The following is a 23,287-nucleotide window of genomic DNA, read 5'->3' as shown; positions in this document are numbered from 1 at the left end:
AGCGAAGCGAGAGCGATGCGCGAGGCACTGCGAGGACTCACCCTCCGCGGCCGCGCCTTCCTCGCGGCCGGCGTGACGGCGATCGTGTGTGCCGTGATCCTCGGCCAGCCGGGCCTGACCCGGATCGGCGTCCTGCTGGTGGTGCTGCCGCTGCTGGTGGCGATCGTGGTGGCGCGCAGCCGTTACCGGCTCGCGCTGACCCGGTCGGTGGTACCCGCCGTCGCGGCGGTCGGGCAGCCCGTGCGGGTACGGATCCGGGTGAGCAACGAGGGCGCCCTGCCGACCGCACCGCTGCTGCTCGAGGAGGCGGTGCCGTTCACGCTGGGGGCACGACAGCGCTTCGTGGTGCGTCGGCTGGGTCGCCGCCGGGAGCTGGACTACCAGGTTCGCGCGGAGCTGCGCGGACGCTACGAGCTGGGCCCGCTGACAGTGAACGTGTGCGATCCGTTCGGACTCGTCCGGCTGGGGCGTGCGTTCTCCTCCACCGCCCCCCTCGTCGTCACGCCCCGAACGGTCCCGCTGGACCGGATCAACCTGACGCCCGCTCGCAGCGGCACCGGCGACAACCGGCCGCGGGCCTTCGCCGGCGGGAGCGCCGAGGACGTGACAGTGCGCGAGTACCGTCGCGGCGACGACCTGCGGCGGGTGCACTGGCGCAGCTCGGCACGCATCGGCGAGCTGATGGTGCGGCGGGAGGAGCAGCACTGGCAGGCGCGCGCCACCGTGCTGCTCGACACGCGTACGGCCGCCCATCGTGGCGCCGGCAGCACTGCCTCCTTCGAGGCCGCCGTCAGCGCGGCCGCGTCGGTGGCGGCGCACCTGACCGAGCGCGGGTACGCCGTACGCCTGGTCGCCACCGACGGCCGCGACCTCACGGCGTGGCAGCAACCCTCGGTGGAGGCCGCCAGCACCGCGACCCTCCTGGAGGCGCTGGCGGTGGTGCAGACCGCCCCGAGCACGGGCATCGAGGTGGACTGGCTCGACGGTCCCGGCGCCGGGGGGCTCCTGGTGGCGGTGCTCGGCGCCCTGGACGGTACCGAGACCGCAGCGCTGCGGCGGCTGCGCAACCAGTCCCCCGCCGCTCTCGCACTCGTCCTCGACGTCGCCGGCTGGGGTGCCGCCGAACCCGGCGAGATCGCTGCCCCGGTCGAGGCCACGGTGCTGCTGACCCAGCAGGGCTGGCAGGCCGCGCCGCTCGGGGCCGGCGACCGGCTGGAGACCGCGTGGCGGCGACTGACGGTCGGTCGGGCCGGGGCGTCGACGGCTGTGCGCGCGGGCGGAGTCGGCTGATGCGTGCCTCCCGCGACTTCCTGCTCACGCTCCTCACCGCGGCGACCGTCCTGCTCGCGATCGCCTCGTGGAGTCGCATCACCGTCGGGATCAGCCACGCCATGGCGGCGATCGTCCTGACCGGCGCCGTCGTGGTGGTGGCCGGCTGGGGGCTGCGGCTGACCCGCACACCGCGCTGGGTGATCCCGCTGGTGCAGCTGGCGCTGGCCTGGTCGGTGGTGTCGATCCGGCTCACCCGCGCCCCGGTGCCGCTGCGGCACGTTCCGCGGCTGCGGCTGGAGGACGCGTTCCTCGCCGCCGGCGACACGGTCGCGCACTCCGCCCCACCGGTACCGGTGGTGCAGGGCGTGCTGCCGTTCGTGCTCTGCGGGGCCGCGCTGGCCTTCGTGGTGGCGGACCTGCTCGCCCACACCCTCCGGCTGCCCGCGGTGGCGGGGCTGGTGCTGCTCACCGTCCTGGCCGTGCCGATCAGCGTGGTCAGCAGCGAGGTCGGCATCACCGGCGCCGCTCGCAGCGGCGTCTCACCATGGCTGTTCGCCCTGGTCGTGGCCGGCTGGCTCACCCAGGTGGTGGTCACGGAGGGCGATCGGCTCGAGCGCTGGGGGCGTCACCTCGACGACGAGCCACCAGGTCCGCAGGTCAGCACCCGCTCGCTCACCGGCACTGTCGCGGTCGGCGGCACGGCCACCGTGCTGGCCCTCGTCGTCCCGCTGGCGGTCCCGACCATGCACGTGCGGCTGGACGGCTTCGGCGGCGGTGCGGGCAGCGGTCACGTCACGGTGACGAACCCGATGGTCGACGTACGGCGCAACCTGGTGCAGGGGCAGGACGTCCCGTTGGTCCAGGTGCGCACGGACGACCCCGATCCGGGCTACCTGCGGATCGCCGTGCTCACCCGGTTCACCGCCACCCAGTGGTCGGCCGGCGACCGCAGCATCCCCAAGACGCAGGACTCGCACGGCGCGGTGCCGATTGCCGGGCTGTCCCCGCAGACGCCCGTCACGACGCACCGCTACAGCATCTCGGTGAACCCGGACTTCGACTCGCGCTGGCTGCCCACCCCGGCGCCGATCGACGCGATCGAGGCCGCCGGCGACTGGCGCTACGACACCAACACCGACGACTTCGTCGCGGTCGGCAAGGGCCTGACCACGGCCGGCCTGGACTACACCGCCGTCAAGTCCGAGCCCGACCTCACCGCCGCCGAGCTGGACGACGCGAGCTCCGCCCTGGGCCAGGTCTCGGCCACCTACACCGACCAGCCGGCGGATCTGCCCTCGATCGTGTCGCAGCTGGCGCAGAAGGTCACCCGGGACGCCGATGCGACGACCCCGCTGGAGCAGGCGGTGGCCCTGCAGAGCTGGTTCCGCGACAGCGGCGAGTTCACCTACTCCACCGCCACCGACCTGGGCTCGGGGGCGACCGACCTGGCCCGGTTCCTGGGCACCGGCCCGGACAGCAAGACCGGCTACTGCCAGCAGTTCGCCGCGGCGATGGCGGCGATGGCTCGCACGCTCGGGATCCCCTCGCGGGTGGCGGTCGGCTTCCTCAGCCCGACCCGGGAGTCCGACGGCAGCTATGTCTACTCCAGCCACGACATGCACGCGTGGCCCGAGCTGTACTTCGCCGGCGCGGGCTGGGTCCGGTTCGAGCCCACTCCCGCCTCGGGCACCGTCGTGCCCAGCTACGCCCATGCCCCCAGCGCCGTCACGCCCGAGCCGTCCACGGCTCCCAGCGCCTCCGCGTCGGCGCAGCCGCGGACGGCGCAGACGGCGAAGCCGCGGGCCAACGCCCAGCAGAACGCCGGCGAGAAGTCGAGCCCGATCCCACTCACCGACCACCACACCTGGCGCTGGGTCGCGCTGGGTGCGCTGATCGCGGTGCTGGCCGCGCTCGTCGCGCTGCCCGGAGCGGTACGCCGCAGGCGTCGGCGTACCCGCCTGCGCAGCGGATCGGCCGAGGAGGCCTGGTCCGAGATGCGTGACACCGCCATCGACCTCGGCATCCCGTGGGCCGACGGCGTCTCGCCGCGGGCGACCCGGCAGTTGCTCGACCGCTACCTCGGCACGCACGACGGCTACGTCGCTCTCGACCGGCTGGTCGAGGCGGTGGAACGGGAGCGCTACGCCGCCACCAGCGACCCGTTCGACCGCCAGGTGCTCACCGACGTGTTGCACGGGCTCGAGCAGGGCGAGCCGGCACGGGCGGTGCGGCGGGCCGCGTGGTGGCCGCGCTCGGTGCTGCGCGGGCGCCGCGACACCGGGTCGGCCGATCGGACGATGGACCGGGTGGGCTGATCGCCGCTTCTACCAGCCGAAGCCGCCGCGTCGACGACGCCAGCGGGCCTCGACCTTCTGCATGAACGTACCGCTGCTGCGCTGGTTGCGCCGCCCACCGCGACCGGCGCGGCCGCCGTCGAACACGGTGAAGCCGTGGGAGGGGCGCGGACGGTGCTGCTGGTGGCCACGGCCGGCGAACGGCAGCGAGCGGCCGCGCATGGTCGTCAGGCCGACGGTCGCGGCACCGAGCATGATCAGGAAGCCGACGATGCCCAGCGCCCACAGGCTCGTGACCACGCCGGCCATCAGGAGCCCGACCCCGATCAGGAAGGCGATGCCGGCGATGATCACGCGCCGCTGGGCGGCGCGTCGCAGCGAATGACCGCGCAGCGTGGAGGCGAACTTGGGATCCTCGGCGGAGAGGGCGCGCTCCATCTGCTCGAGCAGTCGCAGCTCCTCTTCCGACAGCGGCACCGGATCCTCCTTGGTTGCGGTGCGGACAAGTCTAGGCAGGCAAAGCCGGTGGCGGTAGCGGGCGGGGTGAAATTCCTGACGCCCTCCCAGGCGGCAGCGGTACCCCGCGGCCCGACGACTCACGCGCGAGCAGCGAGCAGGTGCAGCTGCGAGGCCAGCGGCAGGAACTCGGCGCGCTGGGAGACGGCCCGCTCGAGCTCGATCAGCGACGCCGTCGCGCCGGTCTCCAGGTCGAGCAGGGACCCCGGGACGAGGTCGGCGAAGACGCGCACCCCATGGACGGCGAGCACCTCGAAGTCCGCGCTGACCGCTGCCACTGTCGCCTCTCCCGCGGTGAAGCGGCGACCGGCGCGACCGGTCGGCGCGGGATCGTCGAGCATCGCCAGCGCCTGGGTGAAGTGCCCGGCCATGGCACGTGCCACCACCGCGGCGGTGCGCTGGGCGACCATCAGGCTCAGCACGGCACCGGGACGCAGCACGTCATGCAGGCTGCGCATCGCCTCGCCGACGTCCGCGACGTGCTCGAGCACACCGTGACACAGCACGAGGTCGGCACCCTCGGCGCCCACGACGCCGAGGAGGTCGGCCAGGTCGCCCTGCTGGGCGACGACCTCGGCACCCTCCTCGCGGGCCCGGCGGTCGAGCGCCGCCAGCGCGTCGGGACTCGGGTCGATGACCGTCACGCGGTGCCCGAGCCTGGCCACCCGTACGGCGAACCCGCCGGTGCCGCCGCCGATGTCGACCACGTCGAGCGGGGCGCCCTGCAGGTGCGGCTGCAGCGCCTCCCACACGATCGCCTCGCGGGCGACGCTGCGCCGCTCGCTGGGAGTGCTCATCGAGGTGTCCACGACTGCTCTGCTCTCGTTCAGCCCCGGGCGGCGGGGACGGCCGGATGCGCGGGCTGTGCCGCCACACTCGGGTGGATGTAGCGCGTCACCGGCGGCAGCCACATCAGGACCAGCGAGGTCACGCCGGTGATGATCGCCACGATCGTGCAGACGACGAACAGAGCCGGCGGGTCGGTGAGGATCGCGCCGACGCTGGCCACCGCCGAGCCGAGCAGCAGCACGGTGATGCCGATCCGGCCCCACTCGAAGCCGTTGCGCAGGAACTGCGCGAGCACCCACAGCAGGCCGACCATGACGACGTAGAGCGTGAGGGCCGGCGCGACGAAGTGCGGCGGCTTGACGGTGCCGGCCCGCACCGCCGCCAGCCCCTGCGTGCGGAGCAGGTGGCGGGTGGCCGGGTTGCCCTCGGCCCACGCCCGAGCCAGCGAGTCGCGGAAGAGCACCACGAAGAGCACCGTGATGCCACCGATCACCACGAGTGCGGTCAGAGCCTGCAGCGCGCGGGTCAGCTCGACTGGTCTCTCGTCCACGTGTCTCCTCCTCCGGCCCGCTCCGCGCCTGGGTAGGGTCCCGGACGTGGCGAGCGAACATCCCTCGATCAGCATCTTCCGGGCCGCGCACCAGGAGCGGGGCGGCACCGGCGACATCGTCATTCTGCCCGACTCGGTCCATACCGCGGCACTGGCGGCGGAGGCGCTGGGCTGCGAGGTCGGCGCGATCGCGAACAGCCTGCTCTTCGAGGCGGCCGGAGAGCCGGTGCTGATCCTCACCTCCGGCGCCCATCGGGTGGACACCGCGCGGGCCGCCGAGCGGATCGGCGTGCCGAGGCTGAAGCGCGCCCGCCCCGAGTTCGTCCGCGAGCACACGGGTCAGGTGATCGGCGGCGTGTCACCGCTGGGACATCCCACGGCGGTCCCGACGTACCTGGACCGCTGGCTCGCCCGCTACCCGGTGGTGTGGGCCGCCGCGGGCCACCCCGCGGCGGTCTTCTCCACCACCTATGCGGAGCTGCTCGCGATGACCGGCGCGACCGAGCTGACCGTGGACTGAGCGCTGCTGCCGAACCGCCCGGGTGAGCTGCGCGCTCCGCACCCGCTAGCCTTCCGCGAATGGCGCGTGTGGTGGTGATCGGTGGCGGGTTCGGCGGGATGGCCGCGGCCGCCCGGCTCGCCAAGCTCGGCCACGAGGTGACGCTGGTGGAGGCGTCGGACCACCTCGGCGGTGCGCTCGAGCCGATCCGGCAGGACGGCTTCACCTGGGACGGTGGCCCGACCATGACCCTGCTGCCGGCGGTGATCCGCGACCTGTTCCGCAAGTCGGGCAGGCCGCTGGAACGCGAGCTGGACCTGGAACCGGTCCAGGTGATCCGCGAGCACCGCTTCGAGGATCGCAGCAGGGTGCAGATGACGGGCGGCTCCCGAGCTGCGCAGCTAGAGGCGTTCGACACGCTCGGCACGGGCCTGGGCAAGCAGTGGGTCGACTTCGTCGCGTCCTACGCCGAGGACTGGGAGGTGCTGCGCCAGCACTACTTCGAGGTGCCGTGGACCCCGGCGGCTCTCCCCCGCGAGGTGGCCGCGCGGCTCGACTCCCGTGAGACGCTGGCCAAGCGGATCCGCCGGCGGTTCAAGGACCGGCGGATGCGGCAGGTGGCCGGCTTCCCGTTCGAGGCCGAGGGCCACAGCCTGCGCGACGTACCGGCCTGGGCGGGGCTGGTGCACTACCTCGAGCAGCGCTTCGGCGCCTGGAGCGTGCCCGGCGGGATGTTCCAGATGGCCGGGGTGCTCGAGCAGCGGCTGGCCACCCGCGGGGTGGACGTGCACACGAGCACCGTGGCGACCGACGTGGTGCTGCGCGAGGGCCGGGTCGCAGCGGTCACCCTCAGCGGTCCCACCGGCGAGGTCGAGCTCGCGACCGAGATGGTCGTCGCCGCCATCGACCCCCGCCGCCTGCCGGTCACCGAGCGCTACGCCGAGCGGACGCTCCCCGCGATGCCGCCACAGATCGTCCACCTCGGCCTGGCGGACGGCCCCGAGCTGCCGGCCGCGGAAGTGGTCCTGCACGGCGACCCGCTCCTGGTCGTGCGCGGGTCGGGCAACGCCTGGACCGTGCACGTGCGAGGACGGCTGTTGGAGGACGTCACCGTCGCGCTCGCGCGGCATCGGCTCGACGTCCGCGACCGCGTCCTGAGCCGGGTGGATCTCGGTCCGCGCGAGCTGGTGGGTCGCTGGGGCGGGTCGCCGTACGGGCCGGCGTGGATGGGGCGCGGCACGGTACGCCGACGGCTCGGTCCGACCACCCCGATCCCGGGCCTGTACGCCGCCGGAGCGCATGCCACGCCCGGCGCGGGGCTGCCCTTCGTCGGGCTCTCGGCCGCGCTGGTGGCGCAGGCGGTGACCACCGACACCGGCGGGGGCGACCTGCGGGCCTGACCCGCGCCCGACCCGGGGCCGAGCCCGGCTCAGACCCGGACGTTGAGCCGGTCGAAGATCTCCAGCGTCGCGGTGGAGCGGTTGAGCGTGTAGAAGTGCAGGCCCGGTGCACCGCGGTCCAAGAGCTCCTCGCACAGCTCCGCGGCGATGGCGATGCCCTCGGCCCGGATGGCCGCCTTGTCCTCGCCGTGGCGCTGGATCCGTTCGACCACACCCGCCGGCACCGAGGTGCCGATCAGGTCGCCCTGACGCTGGATCGCGCCGAGGTTCAGGATCGGCATGATGCCCGGGAGGATGGGGAGGTCGACGCCGCGCTCGCGCACCCGCTCCACCAGCGCCACGTAGTCGTCGGCGCTGAAGAACATCTGGGTCACGGCGAACTGCGCACCCGCTCGGGCCTTGGCGGCCAGCACGTCGGCGTCGGCGTCCAGCGAGGCGGCGGTCGGGTGGCCCTCGGGGAAGGCGGCCACGCCGATGTCGAACCCGCCGCGGCGCCGCACCAGCTCGACCAGCTCGCTGGCATAGGTCAGGCCGCCCTCGGTCGGCGTCCACGGGGCGCGCGGGCCCTCCTGCGGATCACCACGCAGCAGCATGACGTTGGCGATGCCGGCGGCGGCGTACGCATCGAGCACGCCCTCCACCTCCGCGACGGTGTGCCCGACGCAGGTCAGGTGCGCCATCGGCAGCAGGCTGGTCTCGCGGGCGATCCGGCCGGTCACCCGGACGGTGGTGTCGCGGGTGGACCCGCCGGCGCCGTACGTGACGGACACGAACGTCGGACGGTAGGGCTCCAGCGCCTCGATCGCCCGCCACAGCTGCGTCTCCCCGGCCTCGTCCTTCGGCGGGAAGAACTCGAAGGAGAAGGAGCGCTCACCCGAGCGGAGCCGCTCGGCGATGCCCTGCGGTGAGACCTCTGACATGACCCGAAGTCTAGGGTCGACCCGCCGCTAGGGTTGAGCCGTGAGCAGTACGTGGGACGCCGAGGGTTTCCGCAGCAGCGTCCAGACGACGCTCGACGCGTTCCTCGACGCCCAGGCCGGGCTGCTCGCCCCGCTGGGTGCCGACGCCTCCCGGCTCGTCGCGCAGGCCCGGGTGTCGGTGACCGGTGGCAAGCGGTTCCGGGCGGCCTTCTGCTACTGGGGTCACCGGGCGTTCCAGGCCGCTGTGCCCGATGAGGCAGCGTTGCTGCGCGCCTGCTCCTCCCTCGAGCTGCTGCACGCCTCGGCGCTGGTCCACGACGACCTCATGGACGCCTCCGACACCCGCCGCGGTCGCCCCTCCACCCACCGCGTGCTGGAGGCTCAGCACCGGGAGTCGGGCTGGCGCGGCTCGCCCGAGCAGTACGGCGCAGCGGGCGCGATCCTGCTCGGTGACATCCTGCAGGCCTGGGCCGATGAGATGCTGCGCGGTTCCGGCTTCCCGGTCGCGGTGACCCTGGCGGCGCTCGGGCTGTTCGACGTCACCCGCAGCGAGGTGATAGCGGGCCAGTTCCTCGACGTGTCGGTGCAGGCGCGCGGGCACGCCTCGATCGAGACGGCGATGACGGTGCTGCGCTACAAGTCGGCGAAGTACTCGATCGAGCGGCCGCTGCACATCGGCGCCGCCCTGGCCGGCGCCTCGGCCGGCGAGCTGGAGGCGCTCAGCGCGTTCGGCCTGCCGCTGGGCGAGGCGTTCCAGCTGCGCGACGACCTGCTGGGCGTCTACGGCGATCCGGCGACCACCGGCAAGCCCGCCGGCGACGACCTGGTGGAGGGCAAGCGCACGGTGCTGGTCGCGCTCGCCCTGGACGGCGCCTCGGTCGAGGAGGCGAAGCTGCTGGACTCATCGCTCGGCCAGCAGCTCTCCGCGGCGGAGGTCGACCGGCTCCGCGCGCTCATCACCGGCTCGGGTGCGCAGGAGCGGGTGGAGACGATGATCACCGAGCTGTGCCGGCAGGCCGTGGCCGCGCTCGAGTCGGCCCCGATCGATGGCGCTGCCCAGGAGGTGCTGCGCGGGCTGGCCGCGGCTGCGACCCAGCGGGCGCTGTAGCCCGTCGGCGGGGTAGTCCGGGGCGGAAATCAGGGGTTGTCGGCCGGGAGGGCTGATGTGCGCCCCGGACTACCCCGACGTCAGAACGCCATCGCCTGCGCCCGGCGCTTGACCTCCGAGCCGCGGTTCTCCCGCAGCGCGTCGATCGGCCGGCCGGGCAGGTCCTGGTCGAGGAACAGCCACGCGATGCACTCGCGATCGTCGTACCCGCCGTCGTGCAGCACCGTCAGCAGCCCGGCCAGTCCCTTGACCGGGAAGCCGTCCTGGACGAACAGCGCGGGCACCCGCTGGCCCGCACCCTTCTCCCCCGGGTTCGGTACGGCGGCGGCCAGCTGGTGCTCGCGCACGAGCGTCCGGACCTTGGCGGGCGTGACCCCGAGGAGCTTGCCCGCCTGCGCCCAGTCGAGCCAGTCGGTGACGAGCTCGGCCAGGTTGTGATCGGCGAGTCGAGGCTGGTCGGCGGCGGGAGCCGCGGCGTGCTCAGGGTTGTGCTCGGACATGGCCTCACTCTCCCACCTCACGTGTCGCGGCGGGAAACTCGCTCCCGCCTCCGTACCATGGGGGTCCCGGTCGCCTTCCCCGCCCGGGTCAGCAGGAGGAGTTCCACGTGCAGCCAGACCGACGTGGTCGCACGCGCGACGAGTCGCGCGCGCAGCGTCGTGCGCACGCCTCCTCCGGCGCCGCCGGCGACCCGATGATCGGCCGCGTGCTGGACCGGCGCTACCGCATCACCGAGCGGATCGCCCGTGGCGGGATGGCCAGCGTCTACCAGGCGCACGACCAGCGGCTCGACCGCATCGTCGCGGTCAAGATCATGCATGCCGGCCTCGGCGACGGCGGCGGTGACGACGCCGCGTTCGCGGCCCGCTTCGTGCGCGAGGCGCGCGCCGCCGCCCGGCTCGCCCACCCGAACGTGGTCGCCGTCTACGACCAGGGCGAGGACGACGGCACCGTCTTCCTGGCGATGGAGTACGTCCCCGGTCACACCCTGCGCGACACCGTGATCGCTGAGGCCCCGATGCCGGCCCGCAAGGCGCTGGCGGTGATGGAGCCCGTGCTCGGCGCGCTGGCCGCCGCCCACCGGGCGGGCCTGGTGCACCGCGACGTCAAGCCCGAGAACGTGCTCATCTCCTCCGACGGCCGCCAGATCAAGGTGGCCGACTTCGGCCTGGCCCGCGCCGTCACCTCCGAGACCCAGCACACCTCGACCGGCGTGCTCATCGGCACCGTCTCCTACATGGCGCCCGAGCTCGTCACCGACGGCACCGCGGATGCCCGCGCCGACGTCTACGCTGCCGGCGTACTGCTCTACGAGCTCCTCACCGGCACCAAGCCGCACGCGGGCGAGACGCCGATCCAGGTGGCCTACAAGCACGTCCACGCCGACGTTCCACCACCGTCGCGGCAGGTGCCCGGCCTGCCGGCGTACGTCGACGCGCTCGTGGCCCGCGCCACCGCGCGCGACCGCACGCTGCGCCCCGCCGACGCCGGCGTCTTCCTCCATCTGCTGCGCCGGGTCCAGCACGCGCTGGCCAACGGCGTCACCGACGACCCGGCGCTGGTCGCCGACCTGGCGCTGCCCGCCGGGGCGCTGCACGCCGATCCCGAGACGGCGTACGCCGAGCGCACCGAGGCGCTGCGCTCGCCCACGACGTACCTGCCCGACGGTCGCACGCAGCACGTGCGCACCACGCCCAGCGCGAGCCGGGAGACCGCTGCCCCCTCCGGCCGGGGCCGCCGTCGGCGCCGGCGCGGACCGATCCTCGCGGTGCTGGCGCTGCTCCTCGCCGTCGCCGTGGGCCTCGGCGCGTGGTGGTTCGGCTTCGCCCGCTACACCTCCACGCCGGGAGTGCTGCAGCTGACCCAGGCCGCTGCGACCAGCAAGCTGCAGGCGGCCGGGCTCGAGGTGAAGGTGTCCGATCCGGCCTACTCCGACACCGTCGCCGAGGGCAAGGTGATGGCCTCCGATCCCGGTGCCGGCGACCGCGTGCTGCACGGAGGGACGGTGACGATCACCGTCTCCAAGGGCATCGAGCAGTACGCGGTGCCGTCCCTCGCCGGCAAGACGCTGGCCCAGGCCAGGGCGGCGCTGGCCCAGATCAAGATGGACGTCCCCGACCCGACCCAGGCCTGGTCCGAGACGGTCCCGGCGGGTCAGGTCATCAGCACCTCGCCCAAGGCGGGCACCGTGCTGCGCCCGGGTACGGCGGTGACGATCACCGTCAGCAAGGGCCGCCAGCCGATCAAGGTCGGCACCTGGGTCCGCAAGAGCGCCAAGCACGCCGAGGAGGTGCTCACCGGCCGCGGTCTGGTGGTCAGGACCACTCAGGACTACAGCGAGAGCATCCCCCAGGGTCAGGTGATCAGCCAGTCCCCCGGGAGCGGCACGCTCTACAAGGGCGACACCGTGACGCTGCTGGTCTCCAAGGGGCCGCCGGTGGTGACGATCCCCGGCGGTCTGCGGGGCAGCGGCGTCGATGATGCCACCTCGAAGCTGGAGGCGCTCGGGCTCAAGGTCGTGGTGAAGCACTCGGAGTTCTACGCCGGCCTCGGCTACGTGATCTCGGTCGATCCGGGATCCGGCACCGAGGTCCGCAAGGGCTCGACGGTGACGCTCTCGCTGTTCTGAGCGAGCGGGGAGTGCCAGGCGCTGCCCCGGCGCCGCGCCGGCACTCACAACGCCTAGAGTTCTCCCTCGTGCTGCGCAACCCCATCGGCTCCCACGTCCCCGTCGGCAAGGGGCTCCGGGCCGGCGCGCTGGCGACAGCCGACGCACTCGGCTGCGAGACCTTCCAGATCTTCGTCGGCAACCCGCGCGGCTGGGCCCTCTCGGCTGGCAAGCCGGCCGAGGACCGGGCGTTCCGGACCGAGCTCGAGGCCCGCGGCATCCGGGCCTACGTGCACGCGCCGTACCTGGTCAATCTCGGGTCCCCGACGCCGGCCACCTACGAGAGGTCCGCGGCGGTGCTCGCGCACAACCTGACGCGAGCCGCCCGGATCGGCGCGGAGGGGGTGGTCGTGCACACCGGCTCGTTCGTCACCCCGGCGTCCACCGACGGCGACGCCGAGGAGCAGTACGCCGCGGCGCTCGGCCGGGTGCGAGAGGCGCTGCTACCGGTCCTGGACACGCTCGGTGACGACGGGCCCTGGCTGCTCCTGGAGCCCACGGCCGGGCAGGGGCGCTCGCTGTGTGCCGGCGTCGAGGACCTGGCGGCGTACCTCGGTGCACTCGACTTCCATCCGAAGGCAGCCGTCTGTCTGGACACCTGCCACGTGTTCGCCGCCGGCGCGCCGCTCGACGAGCCGGGTGGTGTCGCGGCCACGCTCGATCGGATCGTCGCGATCGGTGGCGCCGGGCGGCTGCGACTGATCCACGCCAACGACTCGATGGACGTGCGCGGGGCCTTCCGGGACCGGCACGAGCGCATCGGTGCCGGCCACATCGGCGCCGACGCCTTCCGCGACCTGTTCGCCCATCCGGCGACAGCGGGCGTGCCGTTCATCCTGGAGACACCCGGCTCGGGCGAGCCGGGGTCCCCCGACCTCCCGCTGCTGAAGGCCCTACGCGCCGAGGCACAGGCCCTGCGACCCAACGCAGCGCCGGTGGCATGACCCGACCCGGACGGCCGGGTACGGAGTCACTCGGCGCGCTGGCGCTGCTCGCCCTCACCATGGGGTGGGGCTCGACGTTCTTCATGACCAAGGACCTGCTCAGCCGGGTGCCGGTACTCGACTACCTCGGCGTCCGGTTCGCCATCGCCGTGATCGCCCTGCTCGTGGTCGCTCCCCGGGCGGTGCTCGGCCTCCCGCGACCGGCACTGGCCCGGAGCCTGCTGCTCGGTGCTGTCTACGGCCTCGCCCAGATCCTGCAGACCACCGGCCTGGACAGAACCCCCGCCTCGACCGCCGGGTTCGTCACCGGCCTCTACGTCGTGATGACACCCCTGCTGGCCGCACCTCTGCTCCGCCAGCGCATCCCCGCAGCGGCCCGGATCGCTGTCGTGCTGGCCACCGCCGGAATGGCGGTGCTCTCCCTGCGTGGTCTCCAGGTCGGAGCCGGCGAGCTGCTCGTGCTGGCCTCGGCCCTGCTCTATGCCCTCCACATCTGCGGCCTCGGTGCGTGGTCGACGCCCGAGACGTCCATGGGCTCCTCGATCGTGCAGCTGGGGGTGATAGCGGTCATCTGCCTGGCCGGAGCGGCACCCGGCGGCCTCACCCTGCCGCACACGGGCGTGGACTGGGCACGGATGGCCTACATGGGCGTCGTCGTCGGAGCCCTCGGCATGCTCGCGCAGGTCTGGGCCCAGGCCCACCTGCCCCCGACCCGCTCGGCGGTCATCATGTCGATGGAGCCGGTGTTCGCCGCCCTGTTCGCGGTCCTCTTCGGCGGGGAGTCGGCCACGCTCCGGATGATGGTCGGCGGCGTGATGGTGCTGGCCGCGATGCTGCTGGTCGAGCTCGCGCCGCGGCGCAAGGTCGAGTCCGAGGTGCTGCATCCGGCGCAATGACCGGCCCGGCCGCCGTGATCGGATCGGGTTTGAGCACGGCTGCCGCGGGAAGCCTGGCACCTATGGAGTTCTGCGGGCGGTGCGGCACCGAACTCGGCCGAGGCCTCGATCGGGGTCGGTTCTGCCCGGCGTGCGGACACGAGGCACCGGGCAACGCGCGCTACCCGCTGTACGCCGACGGCACCGTCGCCGTGACCCGACGCCGGCCGCCCTCGGTCTCGCAGCTGCCCGACGCCACGGTCGTCGCACGCCCGGCGCGCGAACGCCTCGCGGCCCGGGTGCCGGTCGCACCCCTCGTGGAGCCGCAGGATCGCGTCCTCACCCGGCCCCGGCTGCCGGTGGTCGATCCGGCGCCGGCGCCGTTCTTCGCCTCGGCCCGTTCCGCAACGACCCCGCCTGCTCCGTCGGTGCGGCACGCCAGGAGCGGCCGGGTCGCGGTCGCCGTCGCGGCGACGGCCGCGCTCGGCGCGATGCTCCTCGTCGTACTGCTGGGGCTGTTCCTGCTGCTGCGCTGAGGCACGGCTATCGTTCGGGAATGCCCCGGATCCTCGTCGACGTCGTCAGCTCGACGCCGGAGCGCGAGCTGGCGATGCGGGTCTGGCGTGCGGCCAACCACGCGCGCCGACGCCCGGCCGGCGAGCTGCGTGCCAGCCGGGTGCAGGAGAAGATCGATCGCGCCGAGCTGCTGCTGCTCGCCCACTACGGCACGCGCCCGGCCGGGATGCTGCTGGCCGAGCAGTTCGTCGACGGCTCGCCCGAGCCGGACACGGGTCATGTGTCGATGCTGTACGTCGATCCGGCGGTCTGGGGATCCGGTGTCGGCACCAAGCTCCTGCGCAGCCTGCAGGAGCATCGGTGGGACCGACTCTCGGCCTGGGCGCGCGCCGACAACCGCCGCGGACAGCGGGTGCTGCTGGCCGCCGACTTCGCCGAGACCGCGCATCGGTCGCAGCTTCAGGACGGCGAGGAGATCGTGCAGTTCCACTGGGTGCGGTGAGCGCGGCTGCGCGGTTTTGACCCCTGGGGGTCACGACCGCCGGGCGGTTTCGACCCCCAGGGGTCAAAACCGCCGGCCTCACAGCCGCGCCAGCACCGCCGCAGCCCGCTCCGCATCGGCCTTGCTGACGTCGAGGTGCGTGACCAGCCGGACCGCCTTGGCGCCGACGGCACCGATCAGGACGCCCTGCTCGCGAGCGGCGGCCACGAAACCCGCGGCGTCCTCGCGCGGTGCGACCACGATGTTGGTCGGCACCGTCACCGGGTCGACCCCGCAGGCCTCGGCGAGCAGCCGGGCATGGGCGTGGTCCTCCGCGAGCCGCTCGAGGTGGTGGTCGAGCGCGTACAGTCCGGCCGCGGCCAGGATGCCGACCTGACGCATCCCGCCGCCGAGCCGCTTGCGCCGTACCCGGCTCTCGGCGATGGCCTCGGCGCTGCCCACCACCAGCGAGCCGACCGGAGCGCCGAGCCCCTTGGAGAGACAGACGGCGAGTACGTCGGCGACCGCGCCGTACTGGCTCAGCGGCGTCCCGGTGGCCACGTGCGCATTCCAGATCCGAGCGCCGTCGAGGTGGATCCCGACCTTGGCGCCCGGCGTGGACTGGGCGTCGGCGAAGCCGCGCAGCGCCTCGAGGTCCTCGATCGGCAGCACCGCGCCGCCGGCGAAGTTGTGGGTGTTCTCCACAGCGATCGCTGTGGTCCGCACGAAGAACGGACCCAGGTCGGGGGCGAACATCGCCGCGATGGTCGGCAGATCCACCTGACCGCGCGGGTCGTACCAGGTGCGCATCGTGATCCCGGAGAGCGCGCCGTGGGCGCCCAGCTCGGCGCGCGCGATGTGGGCGGCCGACTCGCAGAGCACCTCCTGCCCCGGCTCGACCAGCGTGCGGACGGCGAGCACGTTCGCCATCGAGCCGGTCGGGGTGAACAGCGCCGCCTCCTTGCCGAACAGCCCGGCGACACGCTCCTCGAGCTCGGCGACGACGGGATCCTCGCCGTACACGTCGTCTCCGACCTCGGCGCGGACCATGGCCGCGCGCATCGCCTCGGTGGGCTTGGTGACGGTGTCTGAGCGCAGGTCGATCACGGACTCAACCTACCCACCGCCCCGAGGCGTCACTTCCTGCGGGTCGAGTGGTCGGATACGTCCGCAGCAGATCCACCCGCCGGGCATGGGTCGGCCGCCGGGGCCGTGGTCAGACGTCACGCGATGACCCCTCCACCGGGCGAACGTGACCTCTCAGCTCTTGCGCAGCATCTCCGCGACCAGGAAGGCCATCTCCAGCGACTGCACCCGGTTCAGCCGTGGGTCGACGACCGACTCGTAGCGGTGTGCCAGCCCCTGCTCGGACAGCTCCTCGCCGCCACCGATGATCTCGGTGACGTCGTCGCCGGTGTTCTCCACCAGGATGCCGGCCGGGACGGTGCCGAGGGAGCGGTGCACGTCGAAGAAGCCCTGCACCTCGTCGAGCACGTCCTCGAACCGCCGCGTCTTGTAGCCGTTGGAGGCCTCGAAGGTGTTGCCGTGCATCGGGTCGCAGATCCATGCCACGTCGACACCCTCGGCGGTGACCTTCTCCACCAGCGACGGCAGTCCGTCGCGGATCTTGCCGGCGCCGAAGCGGGTGATGAAGGTGAGTCGGCCCGGCTCGTTGTCCGGATTCAGCTTCCGGGCCAGGGCCAGGGCGTCGTCGGCGGTTGCGGTGGGACCGAGCTTGCAGCCGATCGGGTTGCGGATGTGGCGGAAGTACTCCACGTGGGCACCGTCGAGCTGCCGGGTGCGCTCGCCGATCCAGACGAAGTGGCCCGAGACGTTGTACGGGTCGTCGGTGCGCGAGTCGATCCGGGTCAGGGCGTGCTCGTACTCCATCAGCAGCGCCTCGTGGCTGGAGTAGAAGTCGACCCGGTGGAACTCGTCCGGATCGGCCCCGATCGCCTTCATGAAGGTCAGCGCGCGGTCGATCTCCTTGCCCATCGCCTCGTAGCGGGCGCCCACCGGGCTGCTGCGCACGAACTCGGAGTTCCAGGCGTGCACCTGACGCAGGTCGGCGTAGCCACCGGTGGTGAAGGCGCGCACGAGGTTCAGCGTCGAGGCCGAGGCGTGGTAGACCTCGAGCAGCCGCTGCGGGTCGGGGATGCGGGACTCGGGGGTGAAGTCGTAGCCGTTCACCGCGTCGCCGCGGTACGCCGGCAGGGTCACGCCGTCGCGGGTCTCGGTGTCGCTCGAGCGCGGCTTGGCGTACTGCCCCGCGAGCCGACCGATCTTCACCACCGGCACGGACGCGGCGTAGGTGAGCACGACCGCCATCTGCAGCAGCACGCGCAGCTTGTTGCGCGTGTTGTCGGCCGTCGCATCCACGAAGGTCTCGGCGCAGTCGCCACCCTGGAGGATGAACGCCTCGCCCCGCGATGCGGCAGCGATCTTGTCCTTGAGCTCGTCACACTCGCCCGCGAACACCAGCGGCGGCAGGGTGCGCAGCCGGGCGACCGCCGCGTCGACGGCGGCCTGGTCGGGGTAGGTCGGCTGCTGGGCGGCGCCGATCTGGTGAAGCTCTTCGAGGGACGGAATCACCCGACAAGCCTACGGCGTTTCGGAATGCCCCGGGCACGACGCCGGTTGTCGCGGACATGAGCGAGCTCACTGCGACCTATGTCAGCGCCGACGAGCACGGTGACGTCGACGTCCTCCGGCTCCGCGAGGAGCAGCTGCCCGAGCCCGGCCCGGGCCAGGTCCGGCTGGAGGTGCGTGCGATCGGGGTCAACCCCATCGACCTGAAGGTGCGCCAGGGCATGCGTGGCAACGCCGACGGTCCCTTCCGTCTCGGCTACGAGGTCGCGGGCGTCGTCGAGGCGGTCGGTCCGGACGTCACCCAGGTCACCGTGGGCGAGGAGGTGATCGCGTTCCGGATCGACGGCGGCTACGCGTCGGCGCTGATCGTGCCGGCCGCCGACGTCGTACCGAAGCCCGCGGCACTGCCCTGGCCGGAGGCCGCCGGGCTGCTGCTCGCCGGGGTCACCGCGGTCCACGCCCTCGAGGTCACGGGGGTCGGCGAGGGCGACGTCGTCCTGCTGCACGGCGCCGCAGGGGCCGTCGGGCAGGCGGTGATCCAGCTGGCGCTGTTGCGCGGTGCGCGGGTCATCGGCACCGCGTCGGCGCACAACCACGACCTGCTGCGGTCGCTCGGGGCGGTGCCGGTGGCGTACGGCGAGGGCGTGCGCGAGCGGATCCAGGCCGCGGCCGCCGACACCGGCGCTCCCACGGCATCGATCGACGCGGCCGGCACCGAGGAGTCGCTGGCCACCTCCCTCGACCTGGTCGGCCGCGAGCGCTCGGTGACCGTCGTGGTCTCGCCGCGCAGTGCCGAGGTGGGCATCCAGGGCATCGGCGGCGCACCGGGAGCGGACCCGGGCACCGAGATCCGCAACGCTGCCCGCGCTCCGCTGGCCCAGCTGGCCGGTGAAGGCAAGCTGGCGGTCCGGGTCGTCCGCGAGTTCCCGCTGAGCGAGGTGCGCGAGGCTCACCGGTTCGTCGCGGAGAATCACGCGGCGGGCAAGGTCATCCTGCTCCCCTGACCCGCGCGCCGGGCTGGTCGGCGATGCGCAGCCGGTCGAGCAGGTAGAGGAACGCCGAGGCGTAGGGATTGTCCGCGACAGCGTGGCGAACCCTGTCCCACTCGACCTGCTCGCGCACGGCGCGCGCCGCCGGCAGGGCAGCGGAGAGGTTGCAGGCGTGCTCCTCCATCGCGAGCATCTTGTCGATCATCAGGGTGGTCGCGGAGAGCACCGGCATGGCGACGGACTCGACCTCCAGCTCGTCGACGCCCTCGAAGTGGCGGCGCGTGACCGGCGACCCGGCGCTGCGGTACAGCACGTCGACCATCGCCGGCTGGGCCGGGCCGGAACCGATGAAGACCTTGAACAGCCAGTCCTCCGGGGGCTGCACGACCTGCAGACCGTGCTCGGCCAGCCGTTCCATCACGCGCGGCGCGTCGTCCTCGGCCACGATGAAGTCGACGTCGTGGTCGGGCTCGGGACCACCTCGCGCCCACAGGCCGTAGCCGCCCGCCAGCGCGAACGGGACGCCGACCGCCTTGAGGGCTACGGCGACGGTCTTGAGGGCCTCCCGAAGCCCGTGGCGTACCTCGTCTGGCATGGCGCCCCGATACCCCAGGGGGTGATCAGGCATGCCGAACGGGTACCGCACGCGGGTGCGACTGGTGACCTTCAACATCCTGCACGGCCGCTCCCCCGAACGCGACGAGGTCGACATCGCCATCTTCGCCGAGGCGATCGCCAGCCTGGAGGCCGACGTCCTCGCCCTCCAGGAGGTGGATCGCAACCAGGCGCGGTCCGGGCGGGCGGACCTGACCGCTGTCGCCGCCGAGGCGATGGGCGCGGACGACCACCTGTTCGTGGCAGCTCTCTCCGGAAGCCCCGGCGCGACGTGGACCGCTGCGACGGGGACCGAGCAACCCGACACGGCCGCCTACGGCATCGCACTCCTGAGCCGCTTCCCGGCGGTCTCGTGGGAGGTGGTGCGGCTGCCGGTGGTGCCCGGGCCGGCGCCGATGCGGTTCCACGGCAAGCGCCTGCCCACGCTGGTCCGCGAGGAGCCGCGGGTGGCGGTGGCGGCGTGCATCGACTCGCCGCTGGGCCAGCTCACCGTGGCGACCACCCACCTGTCCTTCCTGCCGTGGTGGAACGGTCATCAGCTGCGCACCCTGGTCCGCTCGCTACGGGCCGCACCCCGCCCGCTGCTGCTGACCGGCGACCTCAACATGGACACCGCGAAGGCGGCCAGGGTCAGCGGGATGCGGCCACTCGGCGCGCGCTGCCCGACCTTCCCGGTGCGGACGCCGCAGGTCCAGCTCGACCACGTCCTGGCCGACGGCTTCGAGGGGCTGGTCGCGAAGGCCTCCGTACGCCGCCTGCCGGTCTCGGACCACCTGGCCCTGGTGGTCGATGTGGAGGCGGCGGGCTGAGGCGTTCGCTGGGGTAGTCCGGGGCGCAGATCAGGGCGAATCCGCCAGAAGACCTGACGTGCGCCCCGGACTACCCGAGCTCAGCGCAGCTTGAGCACCTTCGTGGTAGCACTCGAGGTCTTCGCCGTGGCAGCGACGTGAGCCCTGTAGCGGGTCCTGGCCGAGCCGTTGTGGTCCTTGACCTTGATGGTGACCTTGCCGTTGGCGGCGACGACACCGTGGCCGAGCACCTTGCTGTGGCCGGCCTTGGTGATCGTGACCGTCGCGCCGGCGGCGCTCACGCTGCCCTTGACGGTCACCACGAGCACGTCCTTCTTGCCCTTCGAGTGGCCCTTGATGGTGGCGTGGACGGTCGTGGGCGGCGCCATGGGCTTGAGGAGCAGAGTCGCACAGTTCGTAGCAGCGCTCTTGCCTGCGAACCGATCGCCGAGATAGCTGAGTCCCTGGAGCATGAACGACGCGCCTACGGCCGCATGCTTGCCCGCCTGCTCGGTGTACTGCACCGGGAGACCGGCCTTGCAGTAGGTCGTGGCGAGCGCCTTGACGTCAGCGGCCACCATCACGCCGTCACCGATCCCGTCGGCATTGCCCTGCACCATCAGCATCGGCGTCTTCGGCGTGGCCCCCTCGCCCATCACCAGGCCGCTCACGATCTGCTTCACGTCGGGCAGGTTCAAGAAGTCGACGTTCGGCTTGAGCAGGTCGGCCACATGGAGGCTCGGATAGTTCGCGGCGAAGTCGCCGATGCACTTGTCCGCGACCGCCTGGGTGTCCGCGAGGCCCTCGGAGCTCAGGATGTCGCTGAAGTCGTCCCCGTATCCGCGGCTCAGCGAGACCATGGCGGCCGGGATCACGCCCGCCCAGTTCGCACGGTCGCTGTCGGCACTGCTGTCGACGTACTTCATCACGTGCGCGAGGTTGACCGGCACACCGCCGATCGCGGCGCCGACGATGTTGAGCCCGGCAGCGTAGGACGGCGCGAGCTCGCTCGCCCACTCCCCCGCGATCGAGCCGCCGGAGTAGCCGATCATGCCGACCTTGGTACTCGCGGGCAGGCCGAGATTCTGCTCGGTGGCGGTGATCGCGTCCAGGGTGTCCCACCCGGCCTCGTGACCGGCCGCCCAGTCCAGTGTCTCCCCTTCGAAGTCGGGGATCGTCACCGTGTAGCCGGCCGCGAGCAAGGCATCGATCACGAACTTCTCCCCGTTCGGGGTCGCACCCTGGAGCGTGTAGCTCGGATCGCAGGTGTCACTGAGACCGTCGTAGTAGCTCAGGTACGCGACCACACCCTTGCTCTGCGCAGCCGGGTTGATAACGCTGGGCTGGATCACGGTGGTCACCGTCTCGCTCATGCCGCCGGACGCGTTGCGCGTCCGGTAGAGCACCTGCTTCGCGGTGTAGGGACCCTGCGGCGTGCCCGAGACGTCGTTGAGGGTCACGCTGACCGGCCGGTTGGCGATCACCTCGCCGTGGGTGTAGTCGCCGAGGCTGCCGGCGTCGGTCGTGTAGAAGCTGTCCGCCGACGGGAGCGGGATCGCGGCGGGATCGGCATGTGCCGGGCTGAGCACGAGCGCGCTCGGCGCGAGCACGACGGTTGCGGCGGCCAGGGCGGCGGCAGCGCGGGTGAGGAGTGACATGCGCCACATCATCGCCCACCGCTCGCTCCGCATGCACAGCGCCCCTCCGGCGTGTCCTGGCCGGCGGGCGCCGCGAGCCCGCGTCAGTGACCGGCGGGTACGGCGAGGTCCTCCTCCTCCGGCACCACGACGTCCTCGATCATCCGCTCGATGACGTGCCGGGGCAGGGCCACCGCCACGGCCCAGTAGTAGACGACCAGGGCGAGCACGGCGGTCAGGCCGAGGGAGGGCCACACGCCCATCTGGTGGCTGGAGGCGCCGTCACCGCCGAAGGTGGAGAAGTAGGTGATCACCCCGATGCCGATCAGGTAGACCGGAAGCCAGGAGGCGGCCCGCCAGTTCATGTGCTCGCGGTCCATCTCGCGGTTGAAGATCAGCAGGCTGCCCAGCACGATCAGGATGCCGAGCTTCCACTGCGTCTCCCAACCGGTCCACAGGATGATCCAGGTCGAGACCACGAAGGCCAGCGGCGCGAACACCTCGCCCAGCGGCAGTCGGAACGGCCGCTCGGCATCCGGCAGCCGGCGCCGGAAGGCACCGAAGGAGAGCGGCGCTCCGGCGTACATGAGGACCGACGCCGAGGTGATCAGCCCGACCAGCGACTGCCAGCTCGGGAAGGGCAGGAAGCAGACGCAGCCGGCGATGAAGGAGATCAGGACCCCGAACCACGGCACCCGCGCCCGGGTCAGACTCGCGAAGACCGAGTGGAAGTAGTTGTTCCGCGCCAGGCCGTAGGACACCCGCGATCCCGCCGCCGTGTAGATCAGTCCGGTGCCGGCGGGCGAGACCACCGCGTCGAGGTAGAGCACGCTGGCCAGCCACCCGAGGCCGACGCCGGAGGCGACCTGCGCCCAGGGGCCGTCGAAGGAGCCGAAGTACGGCTTGCTCATCGTGCTCCAGGTGTCGCCGATCACCGACGGCGGCAGCGCGAGCAGGAAGGCGATCTGCAGGCCGATGTAGATGATCAGGCCCAGCACGATCGAGCCGATCACCGCCAGCGGGATGTCACGCTTGGGGTTCTTCGACTCCCCCGCCAGCTGGTCGGCCTGCTCGAAGCCGAGGTAGGAGAAGATGATGCCGGCGGCGGGGATCGCGACCAGGATGCCCTTGACGCCGCCGGGGTCGAAGCCGTCGGCGGCGTGGAAGTTCGAGGTGTGCAGCCCGCTCTTGGAGAAGAGCACCACGATCACCACGGTGAAGACCGGGACGATCACCTTCCACCAGGTGAGCGCGCTGTTGGTGAACGCGAGGATCCGTACGCCGAGGTAGTTGACCACGCACATGATCGCCATCAGCACGATCGCCACCGCCAGGCCGGTGTGGGTCAGCGTCTGGTCCTGACGCAGCCAGCCGCTGGCGAAGTCGTAGTGGGTGAGGTACAGGATCATGGCCGAGACCTCGATCGGGGCCACGGTGACGGCCTGCAGCCACGAGAACCAACCGAAGCCCGCCCCGGCGACACCGCCGAAGGCATAGTGCGGGAACCGCGCCGACCCGCCGGAGAGGGGGTACATCGCGCCGAGTTCGGCGTGCACGAGCGCGAGCACCAGGATGCAGGCGCCACCGATGCACCAGGAAAGGATCGCGGCCGGTCCGGCGTTGATCAGGCCCTTCTGGGCACCGAAGAGCCATCCCGAGCCGATGATCGAGCCCATCGAGGCCCAGAGCAGACCGATCACGCCGATCTCACGGGCCAGCGAGGCGCCGCTGCGGCCCCCGCCACCAGAGGCGGCGGAGTCGGTGGTGGGACTGTCGGTCATGGCGCATACCTCCTGCCGTATTTCGTCCAGCACTGGCTAGTGCCCCGATGCGACAC

General features: G+C 72.4%; 22 protein-coding genes. 12 read left to right on the top strand and 10 right to left on the bottom strand.

Translation table 11 applies throughout. From position 1 onward, the window contains the following. Positions 1 to 15: 15 nt before the first annotated feature. Together P5P86_RS08470 and P5P86_RS08465 are read left to right on the top strand one after the other, a co-directional pair. Positions 16 to 1,290 (top strand): DUF58 domain-containing protein, encoded by a 1,275-nt coding sequence (locus P5P86_RS08470; protein WP_280610881.1) that lies wholly within the window; start codon positions 16 to 18, stop codon positions 1,288 to 1,290. Next, the gene (locus P5P86_RS08465; RefSeq protein WP_280610880.1) at positions 1,290 to 3,587 is read left to right on the top strand and encodes a transglutaminase TgpA family protein; all 2,298 of its coding nucleotides are present in this window, start codon (positions 1,290 to 1,292) and stop codon (positions 3,585 to 3,587) included. The genes P5P86_RS08470 and P5P86_RS08465 overlap by 1 nt, the downstream gene beginning before the upstream one ends. Before the next feature lie 9 nt (positions 3,588 to 3,596). Here P5P86_RS08465 and P5P86_RS08460 read toward each other — a convergent pair whose 3' ends face one another. From P5P86_RS08460 to P5P86_RS08450, 3 genes are all read right to left on the bottom strand, one after another. Further along, on the bottom strand, positions 3,597 to 4,043 hold the full coding sequence (locus P5P86_RS08460; protein ID WP_280610879.1) for an SCO2097 family morphological protein: 447 nt from the start codon (positions 4,041 to 4,043) through the stop codon (positions 3,597 to 3,599). A gap of 119 nt (positions 4,044 to 4,162) precedes the next feature. Then, positions 4,163 to 4,879 carry a class I SAM-dependent methyltransferase gene (locus P5P86_RS08455; protein ID WP_280610878.1) on the bottom strand — a complete coding sequence of 239 codons (717 nt, stop codon included), beginning with the start codon at positions 4,877 to 4,879 and terminating at the stop codon, positions 4,163 to 4,165. A gap of 29 nt (positions 4,880 to 4,908) precedes the next feature. Then, positions 4,909 to 5,421: a hypothetical protein gene (locus tag P5P86_RS08450; protein WP_280610877.1), complete on the bottom strand. Its 513-nt coding sequence runs from the start codon at positions 5,419 to 5,421 to the stop codon at positions 4,909 to 4,911. Between the two features lie 46 nt (positions 5,422 to 5,467). Between P5P86_RS08450 and P5P86_RS08445 the strand changes: the two genes are divergently transcribed. After that, positions 5,468 to 5,941, top strand: coding sequence for a YbaK/EbsC family protein (locus tag P5P86_RS08445; RefSeq protein ID WP_280610876.1), 474 nt, complete (start codon positions 5,468 to 5,470; stop codon positions 5,939 to 5,941). A 59-nt stretch (positions 5,942 to 6,000) separates the two neighbouring features. Beyond that, a complete protein-coding gene (locus P5P86_RS08440; protein ID WP_280610875.1) occupies positions 6,001 to 7,320 on the top strand; it encodes a phytoene desaturase family protein in 1,320 nt (439 codons plus the stop codon). A gap of 29 nt (positions 7,321 to 7,349) precedes the next feature. Here P5P86_RS08440 and metF read toward each other — a convergent pair whose 3' ends face one another. Further along, positions 7,350 to 8,240, bottom strand: coding sequence for a methylenetetrahydrofolate reductase [NAD(P)H] (gene metF / locus P5P86_RS08435; protein WP_280610874.1), 891 nt, complete (start codon positions 8,238 to 8,240; stop codon positions 7,350 to 7,352). A 40-nt stretch (positions 8,241 to 8,280) separates the two neighbouring features. Here metF and P5P86_RS08430 point away from each other — a divergent pair, with 40 nt between their 5' ends. Continuing rightward, complete coding sequence (locus tag P5P86_RS08430; RefSeq protein ID WP_280610873.1) at positions 8,281 to 9,348, top strand: polyprenyl synthetase family protein; 1,068 nt, start codon at positions 8,281 to 8,283, stop codon at positions 9,346 to 9,348. An 80-nt stretch (positions 9,349 to 9,428) separates the two neighbouring features. On the opposite strand, the gene P5P86_RS08425 is transcribed toward P5P86_RS08430, so the two are convergent. Beyond that, positions 9,429 to 9,848: an Rv2175c family DNA-binding protein gene (locus P5P86_RS08425; RefSeq protein WP_280610872.1), complete on the bottom strand. Its 420-nt coding sequence runs from the start codon at positions 9,846 to 9,848 to the stop codon at positions 9,429 to 9,431. A gap of 107 nt (positions 9,849 to 9,955) precedes the next feature. Between P5P86_RS08425 and pknB the strand changes: the two genes are divergently transcribed. From pknB to P5P86_RS08400, 5 genes are all read left to right on the top strand, one after another. Further along, the gene (gene pknB, locus P5P86_RS08420; protein WP_280610871.1) at positions 9,956 to 11,977 is read left to right on the top strand and encodes a Stk1 family PASTA domain-containing Ser/Thr kinase; all 2,022 of its coding nucleotides are present in this window, start codon (positions 9,956 to 9,958) and stop codon (positions 11,975 to 11,977) included. A 68-nt stretch (positions 11,978 to 12,045) separates the two neighbouring features. Further along, positions 12,046 to 12,960, top strand: a complete 915-nt coding sequence (locus P5P86_RS08415; RefSeq protein ID WP_280610870.1) for a deoxyribonuclease IV — start codon at positions 12,046 to 12,048, stop codon at positions 12,958 to 12,960. After that, positions 12,957 to 13,856 (top strand): DMT family transporter, encoded by a 900-nt coding sequence (locus P5P86_RS08410; protein WP_280610869.1) that lies wholly within the window; start codon positions 12,957 to 12,959, stop codon positions 13,854 to 13,856. The genes P5P86_RS08415 and P5P86_RS08410 overlap by 4 nt, the downstream gene beginning before the upstream one ends. A 62-nt stretch (positions 13,857 to 13,918) precedes the next feature. Further along, positions 13,919 to 14,371: a zinc ribbon domain-containing protein gene (locus P5P86_RS08405; protein ID WP_280610868.1), complete on the top strand. Its 453-nt coding sequence runs from the start codon at positions 13,919 to 13,921 to the stop codon at positions 14,369 to 14,371. A gap of 20 nt (positions 14,372 to 14,391) precedes the next feature. After that, on the top strand, positions 14,392 to 14,853 hold the full coding sequence (locus tag P5P86_RS08400; RefSeq protein WP_280610867.1) for a GNAT family N-acetyltransferase: 462 nt from the start codon (positions 14,392 to 14,394) through the stop codon (positions 14,851 to 14,853). A gap of 78 nt (positions 14,854 to 14,931) precedes the next feature. On the opposite strand, the gene P5P86_RS08395 is transcribed toward P5P86_RS08400, so the two are convergent. Both P5P86_RS08395 and P5P86_RS08390 read right to left on the bottom strand, forming a co-directional pair. Continuing rightward, a complete protein-coding gene (locus P5P86_RS08395) occupies positions 14,932 to 15,939 on the bottom strand; it encodes a threonine aldolase family protein (protein WP_280610866.1) in 1,008 nt (335 codons plus the stop codon). Between the two features lie 153 nt (positions 15,940 to 16,092). Further along, complete coding sequence (locus P5P86_RS08390; RefSeq protein ID WP_280610865.1) at positions 16,093 to 17,424, bottom strand: class II 3-deoxy-7-phosphoheptulonate synthase; 1,332 nt, start codon at positions 17,422 to 17,424, stop codon at positions 16,093 to 16,095. Between the two features lie 56 nt (positions 17,425 to 17,480). Between P5P86_RS08390 and P5P86_RS08385 the strand changes: the two genes are divergently transcribed. Further along, positions 17,481 to 18,425 carry a quinone oxidoreductase family protein gene (locus tag P5P86_RS08385; RefSeq protein ID WP_280610864.1) on the top strand — a complete coding sequence of 315 codons (945 nt, stop codon included), beginning with the start codon at positions 17,481 to 17,483 and terminating at the stop codon, positions 18,423 to 18,425. Here P5P86_RS08385 and P5P86_RS08380 read toward each other — a convergent pair. After that, complete coding sequence (locus P5P86_RS08380) at positions 18,409 to 19,005, bottom strand: nucleotidyltransferase domain-containing protein (RefSeq protein WP_280610863.1); 597 nt, start codon at positions 19,003 to 19,005, stop codon at positions 18,409 to 18,411. The genes P5P86_RS08385 and P5P86_RS08380 overlap by 17 nt on opposite strands. A 31-nt stretch (positions 19,006 to 19,036) precedes the next feature. On the opposite strand from P5P86_RS08380, the gene P5P86_RS08375 reads away from it, so the two are divergent. Continuing rightward, positions 19,037 to 19,834, top strand: coding sequence for an endonuclease/exonuclease/phosphatase family protein (locus P5P86_RS08375; RefSeq protein WP_280610862.1), 798 nt, complete (start codon positions 19,037 to 19,039; stop codon positions 19,832 to 19,834). An 80-nt stretch (positions 19,835 to 19,914) separates the two neighbouring features. Here the strand turns inward: P5P86_RS08375 and P5P86_RS08370 are convergent, their stop codons facing one another. Both P5P86_RS08370 and P5P86_RS08365 read right to left on the bottom strand, forming a co-directional pair. Beyond that, on the bottom strand, positions 19,915 to 21,471 hold the full coding sequence (locus P5P86_RS08370) for a lipase family protein (RefSeq protein WP_280610861.1): 1,557 nt from the start codon (positions 21,469 to 21,471) through the stop codon (positions 19,915 to 19,917). 83 nt (positions 21,472 to 21,554) lie between these two features. Continuing rightward, positions 21,555 to 23,231 carry an APC family permease gene (locus P5P86_RS08365; protein ID WP_280610860.1) on the bottom strand — a complete coding sequence of 559 codons (1,677 nt, stop codon included), beginning with the start codon at positions 23,229 to 23,231 and terminating at the stop codon, positions 21,555 to 21,557. Positions 23,232 to 23,287 lie beyond the last annotated feature (56 nt).

Origin of the sequence: Nocardioides sp. BP30 (assembly GCF_029873215.1) — a bacterium.
In the GTDB taxonomy this organism is placed as follows: domain Bacteria; phylum Actinomycetota; class Actinomycetes; order Propionibacteriales; family Nocardioidaceae; genus Nocardioides.
This window is presented reverse-complemented; position numbering and strand designations above follow the sequence as displayed.